At 63.3% G+C, this 14442-nt stretch carries 13 protein-coding genes and 5 tRNA genes; 7 read left to right on the top strand and 11 right to left on the bottom strand.

Features of this window, described 5'->3' with window-relative positions; all coding sequences use genetic code 11:
- Positions 1-191: 191 nt before the first annotated feature.
- From BFX80_RS16090 to bufA2, 6 genes are all read right to left on the bottom strand, one after another.
- Positions 192-449, bottom strand: coding sequence for a DUF1653 domain-containing protein (locus BFX80_RS16090; RefSeq protein WP_240499615.1), 258 nt, complete (start codon positions 447-449; stop codon positions 192-194).
- Between the two features lie 48 nt (positions 450-497).
- On the bottom strand, positions 498-1361 hold the full coding sequence (gene tcdA, locus BFX80_RS16085; protein ID WP_077379348.1) for a tRNA cyclic N6-threonylcarbamoyladenosine(37) synthase TcdA: 864 nt from the start codon (positions 1359-1361) through the stop codon (positions 498-500).
- Between the two features lie 156 nt (positions 1362-1517).
- Complete coding sequence (locus BFX80_RS16080; protein ID WP_077379350.1) at positions 1518-2309, bottom strand: pseudouridine synthase; 792 nt, start codon at positions 2307-2309, stop codon at positions 1518-1520.
- A 238-nt stretch (positions 2310-2547) separates the two neighbouring features.
- The gene (locus BFX80_RS16075; protein WP_167593059.1) at positions 2548-3441 is read right to left on the bottom strand and encodes an HvfC/BufC N-terminal domain-containing protein; all 894 of its coding nucleotides are present in this window, start codon (positions 3439-3441) and stop codon (positions 2548-2550) included.
- A complete protein-coding gene (gene bufB, locus BFX80_RS16070) occupies positions 3438-4388 on the bottom strand; it encodes an MNIO family bufferin maturase (protein WP_084209419.1) in 951 nt (316 codons plus the stop codon). The genes BFX80_RS16075 and bufB overlap by 4 nt, the downstream gene beginning before the upstream one ends.
- A gap of 153 nt (positions 4389-4541) precedes the next feature.
- Positions 4542-4814, bottom strand: a complete 273-nt coding sequence (gene bufA2 / locus BFX80_RS16065; RefSeq protein ID WP_240499614.1) for a BufA2 family periplasmic bufferin-type metallophore — start codon at positions 4812-4814, stop codon at positions 4542-4544.
- A gap of 307 nt (positions 4815-5121) precedes the next feature.
- Here bufA2 and BFX80_RS16060 point away from each other — a divergent pair, with 307 nt between their 5' ends.
- On the top strand, positions 5122-7620 hold the full coding sequence (locus tag BFX80_RS16060; protein ID WP_084209418.1) for a fatty acid cis/trans isomerase: 2499 nt from the start codon (positions 5122-5124) through the stop codon (positions 7618-7620).
- Between the two features lie 98 nt (positions 7621-7718).
- Here BFX80_RS16060 and fnr read toward each other — a convergent pair whose 3' ends face one another.
- The 4 genes from fnr to BFX80_RS16040 form a co-directional block, all read right to left on the bottom strand.
- Entirely contained in the window at positions 7719-8468 is a 750-nt protein-coding gene (gene fnr, locus BFX80_RS16055) for a fumarate/nitrate reduction transcriptional regulator Fnr (RefSeq protein WP_077378772.1), read from the bottom strand.
- Between the two features lie 356 nt (positions 8469-8824).
- Positions 8825-9103 carry a hypothetical protein gene (locus tag BFX80_RS16050; RefSeq protein ID WP_084209417.1) on the bottom strand — a complete coding sequence of 93 codons (279 nt, stop codon included), beginning with the start codon at positions 9101-9103 and terminating at the stop codon, positions 8825-8827.
- Positions 9100-9759 (bottom strand): cbb3-type cytochrome c oxidase subunit II, encoded by a 660-nt coding sequence (locus tag BFX80_RS16045; protein ID WP_084209416.1) that lies wholly within the window; start codon positions 9757-9759, stop codon positions 9100-9102. Before BFX80_RS16045 ends, BFX80_RS16050 begins: the two co-directional genes overlap by 4 nt.
- Entirely contained in the window at positions 9756-11195 is a 1440-nt protein-coding gene (locus tag BFX80_RS16040) for a cbb3-type cytochrome c oxidase subunit I (protein ID WP_084209415.1), read from the bottom strand. The genes BFX80_RS16045 and BFX80_RS16040 overlap by 4 nt, the downstream gene beginning before the upstream one ends.
- A 150-nt stretch (positions 11196-11345) precedes the next feature.
- Between BFX80_RS16040 and BFX80_RS16035 the strand changes: the two genes are divergently transcribed.
- From BFX80_RS16035 to BFX80_RS16010, 6 genes are all read left to right on the top strand, one after another.
- Entirely contained in the window at positions 11346-12176 is an 831-nt protein-coding gene (locus BFX80_RS16035) for an alpha/beta family hydrolase (protein WP_240499613.1), read from the top strand.
- A 214-nt stretch (positions 12177-12390) separates the two neighbouring features.
- Positions 12391-12466, top strand: a tRNA-Val gene (locus tag BFX80_RS16030).
- A gap of 77 nt (positions 12467-12543) precedes the next feature.
- Positions 12544-12620: transfer RNA gene (locus tag BFX80_RS16025), tRNA-Asp, on the top strand.
- Between the two features lie 40 nt (positions 12621-12660).
- Positions 12661-12737 (top strand) — tRNA-Asp (locus BFX80_RS16020).
- 50 nt (positions 12738-12787) lie between these two features.
- Positions 12788-12864, top strand: a tRNA-Val gene (locus BFX80_RS16015).
- Between the two features lie 4 nt (positions 12865-12868).
- A tRNA-Asp gene (locus BFX80_RS16010) sits at positions 12869-12945 on the top strand.
- Between the two features lie 143 nt (positions 12946-13088).
- Here the strand turns inward: BFX80_RS16010 and BFX80_RS16005 are convergent.
- Entirely contained in the window at positions 13089-14204 is a 1116-nt protein-coding gene (locus BFX80_RS16005; RefSeq protein WP_084209414.1) for an AraC family transcriptional regulator, read from the bottom strand.
- Positions 14205-14442: the final 238 nt, after the last annotated feature.

The following is a 14442-nucleotide window of genomic DNA, read 5'->3' as shown; positions in this document are numbered from 1 at the left end:
CTCACAGCCACCGCCAGCGCATGCTGGGCGGCCCGCTGTGTGGGCGTGGTCGAGGTGGCCGGGCCGTGATGGCCAGTCCCACCTCAATGCGTATGTCTGGAAAAACAAGCGGCGCAGTATAGCACCGAGCCTGAGAGGCGGCATGCACCTGTCCGGTCGGTCAGCTTATGGGTGCCACCGGCCGGCGAGGCTCAGCAGGACCATTGCGTGACCAGCGCGAAACGCGGCACTGGCTCGCCCTGGATCTCGACATTCTCCATGAACATGCTCAGTGGGCGCACCCACAGACCACATTCGCCGTAGAGGGCGCGGTAGACCACCAGCAGCTCTTCCGTCTCGCTATGACGACTGGTGCCGATCACCTCGTATTGCGCGCCCTTGTAGTGGCGGTAGAGCCCCGGCACGGGACGATTCTCGGGCAGCGGCGGCATGGGAGGCAGCTCTGACATGATGATTTCCTTGATGGGCAAGACAGTTGGCGCGGTCGCCCGGCGCGATCAGGCGTCGGGCGCGGGCTTGAGAGCGTTGGCCGGCGTGGCCTTGGCACCGCGGCGTGCGATGCGCGCCAGGGCGCGCGCACTGGCGGTGAAGCCGAAGCTGCCGGTGACGAAGGTGGCGGCGCCGAAGCCGCCGGCGCAATCCAAACGCGTGGCGCTGTCGCCGGGTTTGGTGGCGCAGACCTCGCCATCGGCACCGGGGTAGGTCAGCTGCTCGTCGGAGTAGACGCACTCGACATCGAAACGGCGCTTGAGATTGCGACTGAAATGGTAGTCGCGGCGCAGCAGGGAGCGAACGCGCGCCAGCAGCGGGTCCTGCTCGGTACGGGCAAGATCCGCGATCTGGATGCGTGTCGGGTCGAGCTGGCCACCGGCACCGCCCGTCACGGTCAGCCCCAGCTTGCGACGCTTGCACCAGGCGATCAGCGCCGTCTTGGCGGGCACGCTGTCGATGGCATCGATGACGTGATCCAGCTCATCGTGGATCAGCTCGGCCAGGTTGTCCGGGGTGACGAAGGCCGAGATGGCGTGAATCTTCATCTGCGGTGCGATCAGCTGGCAGCGCTCGGCCAGCACCTCGACCTTGGGACGGCCGATCTGGCCATCCAGCGCATGCAGCTGACGATTGACGTTGGAGACGCAGACGTCGTCGAGGTCGATCAGCGTCATCTCGCCGATGCCGGAGCGTGCCAGCGCCTCGGCGCTCCAGCTGCCGACCCCGCCGACACCGACCACCGCGACATGCGCGTGACGGAAGTGGGCGAAGGCGCTGGCGCCGTAGAGGCGACGAATGCCGCCGAAACGGAAGTCGTAATCGTCCGCCGCCGGTGCCTCGGCGTCGGTGGCGAAGAAATCCGCCAGCATGCGTTCGCTGGCAGAGGGCGCGGCGTCCGAGAGAGAGGCCGTGTGGGCCGCTGGCTCATTCAGCGGAATGTCGTCAGGGGTAGTGGTCATGCGCAGCTCATGCTTTCCAGGGACGTTGAATGCAGATGGCGAAGCGTGTTCGCGGGTGCCCGGTCGTCATTCGGGCAAGTCGTCTGTGGGCCGGCCAGCCAGGTCGCTTTCGGGGCGTTCGGCCTGGTGGATGGCATGGCGCTCCGGCAGATGCCCCAGCCAGCCAAAGCGCGCCAGCAGGGCAGCGTAGGCGCCATCCGGTGGGCATGAAAGACGCAACCAGCCACCCTCGGGGTGCGGCAGTTCCAGTCCGACCGCCGCCAGCAGCAGACGCGGACATTCCAGGGTCGAGGCGAAGTAACGATTGTAGTTGCCCTTGCCGTGCCTGGCATCTCCGATGATGGGATAGCCACGGCGCGACAGGTGCCGACGAATCTGGTGTCGACGGCCGGTCAAGGGGCGTGCCTCCACCAGCGAGAAGCGTGACTGGGGGTAGCGGTCGATCGCGACGGGCAGCTCGACCTGCGCCAGTCGGCGGATGTCGGTGATGGCTTCCTGCTCCGGCATCTGGGCCTTGGGCAGGCGACCCTCTTCCTTGCGCAGGCCGTAGTCCAGGCGTTCCTGTTCGGGAGCGACGCCACGCACCACGGCCAGATAGCGTTTGCTGACCTGCTGTTCCTCGAAGGCGGCGCTCAGCTTGCGGGCGGCTTCCGGTGAGAGGCCGAAGACCATCAGCCCGGAGGTCGGGCGATCGAGACGATGCACCGGGAAGACGTGCATGCCGATCTGGTCACGCAGGCGCTGCAGCAGAAATTCCGTCTCATGCTTGTCGATGGGGCTGCGATGCACCAGCAGGCCAGAAGGCTTCTGCACCACCACCAGCACGTCATCCTGAAACAGGATGTCGAGTGGCAAGATGGGCTCGGCCTCGTGAGCCGGGTCAGCATCGAGGGGCGCCGACACGAGTGGTCGAGACGTCACTGACGCGTCGCAGGGCAGGCCATCGGGAGAAGAGGGCAGATCATGGGAAGAAGGGGGCATGGGCATCACGGCAGCAGGAAGACGAAAGCCGATCACCAAGGGGGTGATCGGCGTGTATTGTCCGGCTTTCCTGGCTGGCTGTCATGTCCGGTCTGTTGCAGGAGGGGGCGCCGCCTCAGGCAATACGGTCTGAGGTATGGCGGCTGGCTCGTCCGGTGTCTTCGGGCCGTATCAGCATGCCGGCCGGTATCCATTGCACCAGCAGGTTGATGGCGGCGCCCGGCGCTGCCTCGGCGCCGACTTCGGGGGCCAGCAACTCTCCCAGTGAGGCGAAGCTCAGGCCGTCATCACCGGCAGAGAGAATGGCGTTGAGCACCAGCGCTTCCAATGGCTCGAGAGAGCGATAGTGCACCTCGGGTGCGCCCTCGGTGGGCTGACGCCAGACGATCCATGGCGTGGGGATGTCGCTCTCGACCGGCGCACGTGGCGGCTCGTCATTGTCGATGGATTTCCAGATGGCCGGCGTATCGAAATGAAAGGCGAAGTGATGCAGTGACGGATGGGCTGCCAGTCTCAGCGTCGGCCAGTCTTGCGGGGCGAGCCCTTGCAGGGTCTCGACGCTGAGCGGCGCGATCTCCTCGGCATCCAGTGCCAGCCCCAGTGCCCATTCGAAGGCCGCCATCTCGGTGACCAGCGAACGCCGGGGTTCGCGCGCGGCCACGAAGGCCGGAAAGTGCTGGCCTGCCCAGCGGATCGAGTAGTGGCTCGGCGGATGGGCATTGAGGTACTCGCGACACAGCAAGCCGAAGGCATCATCGCCAATCAAGGTGTGCACGGCCTCGAAATCACCGCCGAAGACATCGAACAGGCGCAGGCGGTAAGCCGTGGCATAGATGCCAAGGCGCTCCTCGGCACTGGCCAGCTCATCACTGATGACAGCCTGTGCCGCGATGCTGCGGGTGTCGGGTGACGGCGCGGCCAGATAGGCGGCGGTGGCGTCCTGAAGCTGGGTCAAGGCGCGGCGATCGAACTGTGATGCTGTCGTCGCTGTGGTCGATGCATGCGTCATGCGTGCAGCCCCCCATTCATTGCCGCCGCGACAGTCCGGGTCGGTTGATCGTCGGCCAGCGGGCGACCACTGCGGCGACGCAGCTCGGCATATTCTTCCATCAGCTCCGACCATGGCGGGAAGTTGTCATCGCGCTCGATCATGGTGGCAACATCGCCGAAGCGCTCGCGTGCGGCGTCATACAATGACCACACGGTATCCGGGACGGGTTGGTCGTGGGTGTCGATGCACAGCTCACCGCCAGATACGTCCTGCCTGATGTGCCCGGCGAGATGGTGCTGCCAGACACGCTCCGCCGGCATGGCATCCAGATAGGCCAGCGGATCGAAGTCATGATTGTGGCTGGAGACGATGACGTTGTTCAGGTCGAGCAGGATCAGGCAATCGGCACGGCGGCTGACCTCGGCCAGAAACTCCCATTCGCTCATCTCGTCGGGCTGCCAGGTCAGGTAGCTGGAGACGTTTTCCAGCAATAGCTGGCGCCCGAGCGCGTTCTGGACCTGGTCGATGCGCTCGGCCAGGTGCGTGATGGTGGCCTCGGTATAGGGCAGAGGCAGCAGGTCATGGAATTGATGCGCGCCGGTGCGGGTCCAGCACAGGTGATCGGAGACCCACATCGGTTCGATGCGCTCACACAGTGCGCGCAGCTCGCGCAGATAGCGGGTGTCGATGGGATTGCTGCCACCGATGGATAGCGAGACGCCATGCAGGGCGATGGGGTAGTGCTCGCGGACTCGCTCAAGGAAGTGCAGCGGCTTGCCGCCGGCACTGACGCCGTCGGAGTCGATGAATCCGGGGCCCATGTAGTTCTCGCTGATGGCCTCGAACCAATCGATATCCGGCAGTGTCGTCAGAATCTCGTGGTAGTACTCAGGACGTAGCCCAAGCCCTTGACCGGCACCCGAGGTGGCAGTGGCAGGCTGGTGACTCCGGGAAGCTGTCGTCATGAGTGACTCCTTTTCCATGGCATGGCAGGCAGTGCCTGCATTGGCAGTGTAGACCTGATGCAACAACGGGAGGACGGCATGCCGTCCTCCCGTTGCGTCCAGGGACTCCTGGCGGCACCGTTACCTGGGTGACGGTGCCCTCATCTCGAGTGCTCAGCTCTTGCCGGAGATGACTTCGCCGCCAGCGCCGACACAGGATTCGGCACTTGCGGTGTAGGACCAGCCCTGACCCTTGCAGGCATTGTGGCCCTTGCAGGCGCTGGTGGCGGTGGCGCACTCGGAGGTGCCCTTGCAGGAGTTGATGCCGGAGCACTTCACGGCGTTGTCAGCCGCCTGCACGGACATGGAGGTCAGGGCGGCGGTGGAGAACAGTGCAGCGGCAGCAGCGGCAAAGGTGGCGGCAGTCACGGTCTTCTTCATGGTCATGATGGTTTCCTTTCGGGCGAGCCCGTTTTTTCTGGTTGTTGAGCAAGGTTCGATGCAGATATCCACCCGGCCAGTCAGGTCTCGTTGCCGGGTCATTGAGTCTTACGTCGCCGGCGTGAAGGTGGATGCACCGCGGCTCGAGAATTTGACCGGGAGCGCGAAAACCCTCTGAAAGACGCTATTCTGCTCGTGGCATACTGTGTGCCTGTCATGTCTTCTGTGCTCTGTCGAAGCAGTGTGCAGCGGGCCCCGCCTGCCTCATGGCCGATCCGTCCATCGGTCTCGTACTCTGCTTATGGAGCCTTGCATGCTGAACTCCCTTCGACGCCTGTGGCATACCCCGCGCTGGCGCTGGAGCATCCTCGTCATCCTGTTGCTGGGAGGATGTAGCGCCGTCACCGTGCATCAGCTGGATGCGCGTTTCGGGACGCCCGAGCCACGCGATCGCGTCGTGTCCGGCGATAGTCTGGCGGGGAGGCATTGGGAAGATGAGGTCAAGCCGATCCTCGAGACGCGTTGCGTGGTCTGCCATGGCTGCTATGACGCCCCGTGCCAGCTCAAGATGTCCTCGGCGGCCGGGATCGACCGCGGTATCAATCCCGCCCCTGTCTATGACGGCACCCGCTTGCTGGCGGCCAATCTGACGCGTCTGTTCGAGGATGCCGACAGCACCGCTGAATGGCGTGACATGAACTTCTCGCCGGTGCTCAACGAGCGCAACGACTCGGCGCTCGCCAATCTGGAAGGCAGTGTGCTGTTCCGCTCGCTGAGCCAGAAGCGCAAGCAACCCCTGCCGGTGACGGAGGAAGGCCTGCTGCCGGAAGACCGCTTCGATCTGTCGCTCAATCGCAGTCAGGTGTGCGCGCCCATCGAGCGCTATGATGCCTTCGTGGAAGATCACCCGGACTGGGGCATGCCGTATGCGCTGCCGCAGATCAGTGATGAGGAGCACCGTACGCTGGTCAACTGGTTGGCGCAGGGCTCGCCGATGACCAAGGTGCGCCCAGTGTCTGAGGCCCTGGTGCCACGGATTCAGCAGGTGGAAGCCTTCCTCAATGGTGACAGCCTCAAGCAGCGTCTGATGAGTCGCTACATCTACGAGCACCTGTTCCTGACGCACCTCTACTTCCCCGAGGTCAAGGGAGCCAATGGCCGGCCGATCTTCTTCTCGCTGGTGCGCTCCAGTACGCCGCCCGGCGAGCCCATCCAGCGCATCTCCTCGCGCCGCCCCTATGACGCTCCCTACGCGGCCTATCCCGGAGATGGTCGTGACGTCATGCCGCATGACGAGGCCGGGCGTCCTCGCGTCTATTACCGTCTATGGCAGGAGCGCTCGACGATCCTGGCCAAGAATCATCTGCCCTATTCGCTGAGTGACGCGCGCCTGGAGCGCTGGCAGTCGCTGTTCCTCGCGCCAGACTATACGGTGGATGACCTGCCTGGCTATGACCTCAAGACGGCGTCCAATCCCTTCCTGACGTTCGAGGCGATCCCTGCCGAGTCACGTTACCGCTTCATGCTGGATGAATCGCAGAACACCATCATGGGCTTCATCAAGGGGCCGGTCTGTCGTGGCCAGGTGGCCGTGGACGTCATCAATGACCACTTCTGGGTCAGTTTCACCGATCCATCACTGTTCAGCCTGCCGCAGATCGAGCGCACCCTGGCACGGGAGGGCGAGAATCTCAGCCTGCCTGCCGAGCAGAGCAGCAATGCATTGCCCATCTCCTCGTGGATCAAGTTCGAGCGCAAGCAGCAGGCCTATCTGCAGGCCAAGCAAAAGCTGATGATGCAGGCCTACGAGGACGGCAATCTGCGTCTCGACATGCAGCTGTTGTGGGACGGCAGCGGCTGGCAAGGGGGCGAGGGTGGCGATCACAACCCCAATGCCGCCCTGACGGTCTATCGTCACTTCGACAATGCCGCCGTGATGAAAGGGCTGGTCGGCAATGTGCCCAAGACGGCCTGGGTGATCGATTACCCGATGCTTGAGCGCATCCATTACCTGCTGGTGGCCGGCTTCGATGTCTATGGCAACCTCGGCCACCAGCTGACCACGCGCCTGTACATGGACTTCCTGCGCATGGAAGGCGAGAACAACCTGCTGGCGCTTCTGCCTGCCGGCGAGCGTCAGGCAGTGCATGACAGCTGGTATCAGGATGTGGATTCTGGGCTGGAAAAGCTGCTGTTCAAGAAGCCGCCCCAGTTTGATGCCCCGAGCGATATCGTCTGGACACCGGGAGAGCTTTCCTCACCGGAGAAGGCGCGCATTGGGCTGATGCGCCGCCTGCGCGAGCGCCTGGCGCCGGAACTTGTCCACGAGCGTAGCCTGGAGACGCTGGAGGATGATGCTGTGCGCCGCGAATTGAAGGCCTTGAGCGAGGTGAGTGGTCTGGCGGCCAGCCTGCTGCCGGAAGTCACCATCATTGCGCTGGAACGGGAGGGAAGCGAGCACCCACAGTTGTTCAGCGTGCTGCGCAACTCGGCTCATGCCAACATCACCAGTCTGTTCGACGAGGAAGCCAATCGGCGTCCTGAGCGCGATACGCTGGATGTGCTGCGCGGCGTGGCCGGGGATTATCCGAATGCCTTCTGGCATCTGACACCCGAGTCGCTGCAGGGATTGGCACGGCGGGTCGCCGTGCTCAAGGATGAGGCGGACTATCGACAGCTGATGGCCGATATCGGAGTGCGGCGCACCGATCCACGCTTCTGGCAGTTCTCGGACAGCGTGCTGCGTGCCAATTATGCGGATCGTCCCGTCGAGGCCGGGTTGCTGGATTACAACCGTCTGCAGAATCGCTGAGCGTCTCCGAGCCGCCTGGCGCTGTCTGGAAAACACGAAGGCCCGCCACATGAGGATGTGGCGGGCCTTCGTGGTGAGAGAGATGGCATCACGGGCGTTCAGCGACCGCCCTGACACTCTCCTTCTGCCAGCTCGATCAGGCCATCCAGGTGCAGGATATGGACCTCGCGGGCCTGGATATCCACCAGCCCCTGAGCCTGGAAACGCGTCAGGATACGGCTGATGGTTTCCACGGCCAGTCCCAGGTAATTGCCGATGTCGGCGCGGGACATGGAAAGACGGAAACTGTATGGCGAATAGCCGCGGCGACGGAAGCGCTGAGAGAGGTTGACCAGGAAGCTGGCCAGGCGCTCATCTGCCGTCTTGCGCGACAGCAGCATCATCATCCGACGATCCTCATGCAGCTCCTTGCTCAGGCTCTTGAACAGCTGGGTGCGCAGTTCCGGCAGTTGGGCGGAAAGCGCATCGAGGCGATCGAAGGGAATCTCGCACACGGTCGTGGTCTCGAGTGCCACGGCGCTGCCGGGGTAGGCATTGCTGTCGATGGCATCCAGTCCAGCCAGCTCGCTGGGCAGAAAGAAACCGGTGAGCTGCTCCGTGCCACTGTTCTCGGTGTTGATCTGTTTCAGGCTGCCCGAGCGCACCGTGAAGACGCAGTCGAAGGGCTCGCCCTGGGTGAAGAGAACCTCGCCCTTTCTGAGCGGCGCGCGGCGCCGAATGATGGAGTCGAACTGGTCGATGGCTTCCATGTTCAGTGCCAGCGGCAGACACAGTGAGCTGAGCGAGCAGGTCTGACAGCGTGCTTCATGCGCACGCAATCGATGGGATGCCGTTGTCTGGGCCGTCATGGTGACTCTCCTGGGGCATTACGCCGAAACTCGTGGGGAGCGGGTTTCGGGTGGGGGTGTCCGGGTGCGACACCTGGTACAGGGCGATTCCATGGTCCTGTACGGAGAGACAGCATCCTCATGGACTGAGTCGCTGCTGCCTGTCGGTGCTGTCCGTCAATGATACCTGTCAGGCGCACTTCCCAGAACGGGTTCCCGTCCTGTGGGGCGGGATGTGAAGTGCTCCGTGAATCGCGCGCATTATATTAGATAATTCTGATTGTGTCGTGATGTCCTGCATGACTCTAGACGCAGAACCACCCGAAGGGGCAGGTTGCGACGCCCTGCCTCATCCGACTCGGGAGAGCCAGGTGACATCATCCACTCAAGGACATGACGATCTGCCCCATGCTGACCAGCAGCGTGAGCAGAAACAGCAGACTCCAGACCAGCGGCAGCGGCCTGTCCGGCTGAGGGGTGCCGTCAATGCGGTGTTCGTCGCCTGGCCCATCTCCCTGCAGGTCATCATCGGGTGAGGTGCTGCGCGAGCGAAGCCCGACAAGCAACAGCGTGCAGAAGGCCAGGCTGCCCAGCGTGAGCATGCTGATCCATGCCTGCCAGAACAGTGGCAGATCGACGTTTGCCAGCAGGTTCATGGTGCAGCTCCTGTCGTCAGTGTCAGTGTGGCGAGTGTCTCCCCTGTCGGGTCGGGTATTGTCGCGGATGAGTGCCGAGGGGGATCCGTCTGTTGAAGATAGGCCAGCAGAGCGGTCGCCTCGGCCTTGCCGCGTACCCGGGCGGGCGCCGCGAGGATCTCGTCGTCTCGGTAGGGCACGCCAAGCGCCTGCAGGGCCCGCATTCGCTCGGCGACACCCTCGCCGCTCAGGGCGTGCTCGAACAGCCAGGGGTAGGCCGGCATGCTGGAATCCGCCACCTTGTGGCGCGGCGAGTACAGGTGCAGGCGTTGCCAGGCCTCATCATGTTCCGCCGGGAGGCGGCTCAGGTCAGGGCCTTGACGAGCGTTGCCCCACAGGGCCGGTCGCTCCATGAGGTGGCGGGAGGCGGCGTCCCGGCTTGCATGGCGTGCCTGGTCTCCCGGCAGATCCCGCACCATTCGGGTATGGCATTGCTGGCAGCCTTCCCGCAGGTAAAGGCGCTGGCCCTCCAGCGCCAACGCATCCAGCGGTGTCACTTCTTGCCCTGCCTCCTGAAATCCCAGAGGCAGCAACTGGGCCAGCGCGCCGACACTTGCCGCCATCACGCAGAGCGCGGCCATCAGGCCCGGATGCCGTTCGAGCAGTACGTGTCTCATGCCGGTGTCCTCCCCCGAGCGTGTGAATCCCCGATGTGGTGATGAGCGCGCTGGGTAGAGGGGCGCGTGATGGGACGGCGGGAGGCGCGCAGGAGATACGCTGCCATCAGCAGCAGGCCGAGTGCCCAGCAACTCAGCCCCGCCAGCGTCATCAGCATCGGCGGGCGAGCCACCGCCAGGACGTCGGCGAGGGAGTGCAGCGGTTGTCCCTCTGCGTCTACGGCATGCCACAGGCTGCCCTGCAGCAGGGTGGTGGTCCAGCTGGCAGCGATGCAGAGCAACGTGCCGACGATGGCCAGCCAGGCGTGGGTCATGATCAGCGCCGAGGGTGCTTCAGGCAGCCGCAGACGGTAGAGCATGAGCACGCTGACCAGACCGACGACGCCCAGTGTGCCGGCCGGCGAGAGGCTGCCGGCGGCGCTGAAGGTCATGTCGTTGAGCGGGGCGATGGACAGTGCCACATGCTCCATCACGCTGATGGCCAGAAAGAGCAGGGCCGCGCCGAGCAGGCAGGTCTGAGGATGATGGCGCAGGGAGGGCCAGTCCGCCTTGAGGGTCAGCAGGCCGTTGAGAGGAATGGCCAGTCCCGGCGCCAGCAGCAGGAGCCCCATCGCCATTCCCAGCGCCTGGCTCCACTGGGGCAGGGCGCTGGCATGCAGCAGCGCCGCGCCGCTCCAGGGCAGCAGCAATACCAGCAGCCAGAAGCTGATGATGGCCAGACGGTGAGAGTGAAGGGGCTGGCGGGTCAGTCCCGAGAGTGCCTGATACGCCATGGCAATGAAGCCCAGTGCCAGCATGCCGCCGGGCAGCATTCCCTTCTGCCAGCTCTGCAGCAGCGCGTCCAGACTGCCTGAGAACATGGGTAACGATGTCAGCGGGCCCAGGGGCACCGCCAGTGACAGCAGGGTATGCTGCATCAGTATCATCACCAGACAGCCAATGAAGCACCAGCCAGCCACGGGCAGGCGCGCTGTCGGTCCTGCCTTCCAGTTGACATGGAAGAGCCACGCGACCGCGATCCACACTGCCAGCATCAACAGGTTGAGTGGCCAGGGATATTCGGATTGGCCATGCCCCGACGCGAAGCCCGCGGCAATCGATATGCTGCCAAGCACGAGAATCGTCTGCCAGGCCTGCAGCGTGAACCGCTGGAGACGCCGCTGGCCTGGCCGGGCTTGCGTGTCATGATTGACCAGTGAATACAGGCTGGCAATCAATGCCGAGCCGCCGAGGCCGAAGAGCAGCAGATGCTGTTGCACAATGGCGAGACGGCCATGGCTCAGCCAGGCGATGGGCGGGGCCAGGGTTGGCCACAACTGCACGGCGGTCAGCCATGCCGCCAGCAATAGACTGACGGCGCCTGAAAGAATGGCCGTCGTGCCAAATTGGCGAATCACCTCGTGAGAGGCGCCTGCTCCATCAGGTGCTGTGCCCATGTCATGACCTCATCATGCAGTGAACAGCGATGTGCTCTCCTGAAGAGAGCACGACTCACGAGACGATTCAGCATTCATTTCAGCTACCAGGGAGGACACTGAGTGTCTCTTGTCACTTCATCATCGGACGAAGATCGGGATGCGTCCAATGTGGCGGCCGTTCCCACCCCCTACGCCGAGGAAGGTTTCAAGGTCGCTTCCTTTGACGCCATCGCCGATGAGCTGGAAAAGCGTCTGGAGCTGTCAGAGGAGGCGTTGGCGGCGCGCGGCCCCTGGCGAGGCTGGGTGGCCTCGTTCGGTCCGCTGGAGATTCATGGCAGCCCTCGGCAGGTGATTCTGCTGCATGCCCATGGGGCGGGCGCCGGACGCGAGACCGATTTCCATCAGCAGTTCGGCAAGGCCTGTGTGCACCAAGGGGCGGCATGGCTGGGATTCGACTTCGCCTACCTCGTCAAGATGCGCTGCGAGGAACGCCGTCGTCCGCCGCCGCGGCTGCCCGGGCTGATCGAGGAAATGACGCGCTGGCATGAGGCGCTGGCCGCCAGTCTTGCCGCCAGGGCGTCTCTGGCGACATGCCCGGTATTGCTTGGTGGCAAGTCCATGGGGAGTCGCGTGGCCTCGCATGTGATGCAGGAGCTGGAGGGGCGAGGCATGCCAGCCCCCTCATCAGGCCCACGTCGAATGTCGCCCCTGGGCTGGTATGCGCTGGGCTATCCCTTTCACCCGACCGGCAAGCCGGACACGCTGCGAACCGAGCATCTGGCGGCCATTGATGCCCCGGGCGTGATCTGCCAGGGCACGCGAGATCCCTTTGGTCATCGCGAGGAAATCGAAGGTTACGGATTGCCATGCACCATCAGCCTGCATTGGCTGGAGGATGGCGAGCATGATTTCAAGCCTCGCAAGGCGAGCGGCAAGACGCGTGAGGGGCTGATCCGCTCAGCGGTGGCAGCGATCCTTGCACACCCTGCATTGCGCTGATGGGTGTCAATCCATGAGCGACACGAATTTTCTCCCTCGTGGCATCCTGATGTCAGAATGTTGACACAATGCTGATGGTTGCTGGGCTACAGGTGAGTGGTGCTGGGAAAATCCAGTCTTATCAAGACCCTGTCGAGGAGTATTCTGAAACTTCCTGTAAAAAAAGTATTGACTCATGGGGCGGATTCCGTAGAATGCAGCGCCAACGAGACAGGGGTGGTTAGCTCAGTTGGTAGAGCACCAGCCTTACAAGCTGGGGGTCACTGGTTCGAACCCAGTACCACCCACCATTTGAAAAAAGTTATTGCTTATCAAAGCGTTACTTGATTAAATGGCCTGGTTCGTCAGCAGAAGCAAACGTTGCAGTGGACTGGTAGTTCAGTTGGTTAGAATGCCGGCCTGTCACGCCGGAGGTCGCGGGTTCGAGTCCCGTCCAGTCCGCCACTACCGTTTGTCATGCGCCCGATGTTGAGTTGTTCTGAATGGACTGGTAGTTCAGTTGGTTAGAATGCCGGCCTGTCACGCCGGAGGTCGCGGGTTCGAGTCCCGTCCAGTCCGCCATTCAGAATGACGCGATATCACCGCTGCTTGCAGCAAGGATCGTCTGTGTTGGGTGATTAGCTCAGTTGGTTAGAGCACAAGCTTCACATGCTTGGGGTCACTGGTTCGAATCCAGTATCACCCACCAATGTGGACTGGTAGTTCAGTTGGTTAGAATGCCGGCCTGTCACGCCGGAGGTCGCGGGTTCGAGTCCCGTCCAGTCCGCCACTCGATCTACAGAATTCGTGAAACCCGAGCCCTCGTGCTCGGGTTTTCGCGTTTCTGGCCAGCAAGATGCTCGTTGTTGCCTTCCTCGCTGTTGCCTTCCTTCTGGACGTCTCCTCGTCTCCCGTTCGACCCTTTTTCGTGTTTCAGGTCCGTGAGCTATCCGTTCGGCTGGATGCGCGGTGCTGTCTGCGCCATGCACCCGGTGGTTTGGCGTGCCAGCGCTTGCAGGCGTGCTGGAAGCTTTCCGGACCGGCAAATCCCAGTACCCAGCTGATTTCCTTCAGGCTCAGATGGGTGTCGCGCAGATAACGCTCGGCCAGCGCGCGGCGTGTGTCATCCAGCAGCCCCTCGTAGTGCCAGCCTTCGGCGGCGAGTCGTCTGGCCAGGGTGCGCGGGTGCAGATTGAGGGCCGCTGCGATCTCGTCGCGTCCGGGTGCGCGCCCCGAAAGCCGCATGGCAATGGCACGTCGTGTGCGTGACAGCGTGTCATGAGGGCCCTGACGGCTCTCCAGTCGCTCCGTGATCTGTTGACGAAGCTGGGCAAAGGCGACCGGTGCTGCCTGCACGGTAGGGGCGTTCAATACTCTGTCTGGAAGCCACAGCCGATTGCGCCCTGTCGCGAAGTGCAACTGGCTCGCAGGCAGGCCCAGGCGTCGGGCATATCGCCAGCGCCAGCGCTTCTCCGTCTGCTCATGCATATCGTCTGGTGAGGGGGTGAGCGGAGAGCTGTCCTCCGGCGAGCGGGGGATCGTGTAATCGATCTCGAGCGATGCATCGCTCAAGGCATCGCCACTCAGCTGGCGAGCCAGATGCCACCAGCCTCCCAGCACGCTGTCGACCACGAAGCGGTTGTAGGCATTGTAGGGAGCGAGGGAGTAGAAGTTCAGCCAGCCGCCGGTGGCCTGGCGCTCGAAATGGCCATGGCCACGACTGTTGTCGCTGTAAAGTGCCTCAGCCTCGCACAGCAACGTCAGCCCTGCCGCCAGAGTGGGGGCGCAGGCACACGCAAGTCCGGGGAGCAGAAAGTCTCCCGGGCGAATCTGAGCGGCCATCTCCAGGCCGAACAGTTCATCACCGCTGGCAGTGATGGCGGCATGGCCCAGACGCATGTAGCGAGCGATGCCGATCCGGGCATCTCCGTCGTCCGGCAGCGGCCAGCCCGTGTAGGGCTGCATGATGGGCTCGGCGTGCACGTTGCGCGCGTCCAGGGCACGTGCAACGAGGTGCGCCAGGCTGACCGAGACTTCTCCTAATTGCATGGGGCTGGCTCGTGTCGAGAGGTCGGGGAGACAAGCGCGAGGCTTGCCGTCGGCCGGATATTGCTCAGGGCATGTCCTGCAAGGATATCAATGTGTCCTCCAGGCGCATTGAGTGCAAGCGATGATGCACTACACTGAGCGTATCGAGATTCATACGACTGTTTGCCTTGGGTGTGCGTCGCCCTGACGTGTCTACCGCCAACGTGCACGAGCAACGCAAGGCGACAAGATGACAATG

It is taken from the genome of Cobetia marina (assembly GCF_001720485.1).
Taxonomy (GTDB): Bacteria; Pseudomonadota; Gammaproteobacteria; order Pseudomonadales; family Halomonadaceae; genus Cobetia; species Cobetia marina.
Note: the sequence above shows the minus strand (reverse complement) of the source record. Positions and strands in the feature narration are given on the sequence as shown.

What these genes read in the sequence shown, in the direction of transcription:
- BFX80_RS16090 (WP_240499615.1), bottom strand. Translation starts at nt 449, where the DNA reads ATGTCAGAGCTGCCTCCCATGCCGCCGCTGCCCGAGAATCGTCCCGTG.
- tcdA (WP_077379348.1), bottom strand. Translation starts at nt 1,361, where the DNA reads ATGCTGGCGGATTTCTTCGCCACCGACGCCGAGGCACCGGCGGCGGAC.
- BFX80_RS16075 (WP_167593059.1), bottom strand. Translation starts at nt 3,441, where the DNA reads ATGACGCATGCATCGACCACAGCGACGACAGCATCACAGTTCGATCGC.
- bufB (WP_084209419.1), bottom strand. Translation starts at nt 4,388, where the DNA reads ATGACGACAGCTTCCCGGAGTCACCAGCCTGCCACTGCCACCTCGGGT.
- bufA2 (WP_240499614.1), bottom strand. Translation starts at nt 4,814, where the DNA reads ATGACCATGAAGAAGACCGTGACTGCCGCCACCTTTGCCGCTGCTGCC.
- BFX80_RS16060 (WP_084209418.1), top strand. Translation starts at nt 5,122, where the DNA reads ATGCTGAACTCCCTTCGACGCCTGTGGCATACCCCGCGCTGGCGCTGG.
- fnr (WP_077378772.1), bottom strand. Translation starts at nt 8,468, where the DNA reads ATGACGGCCCAGACAACGGCATCCCATCGATTGCGTGCGCATGAAGCA.
- BFX80_RS16050 (WP_084209417.1), bottom strand. Translation starts at nt 9,103, where the DNA reads ATGAACCTGCTGGCAAACGTCGATCTGCCACTGTTCTGGCAGGCATGG.
- BFX80_RS16045 (WP_084209416.1), bottom strand. Translation starts at nt 9,759, where the DNA reads ATGAGACACGTACTGCTCGAACGGCATCCGGGCCTGATGGCCGCGCTC.
- BFX80_RS16040 (WP_084209415.1), bottom strand. Translation starts at nt 11,195, where the DNA reads ATGGGCACAGCACCTGATGGAGCAGGCGCCTCTCACGAGGTGATTCGC.
- BFX80_RS16005 (WP_084209414.1), bottom strand. Translation starts at nt 14,204, where the DNA reads ATGCAATTAGGAGAAGTCTCGGTCAGCCTGGCGCACCTCGTTGCACGT.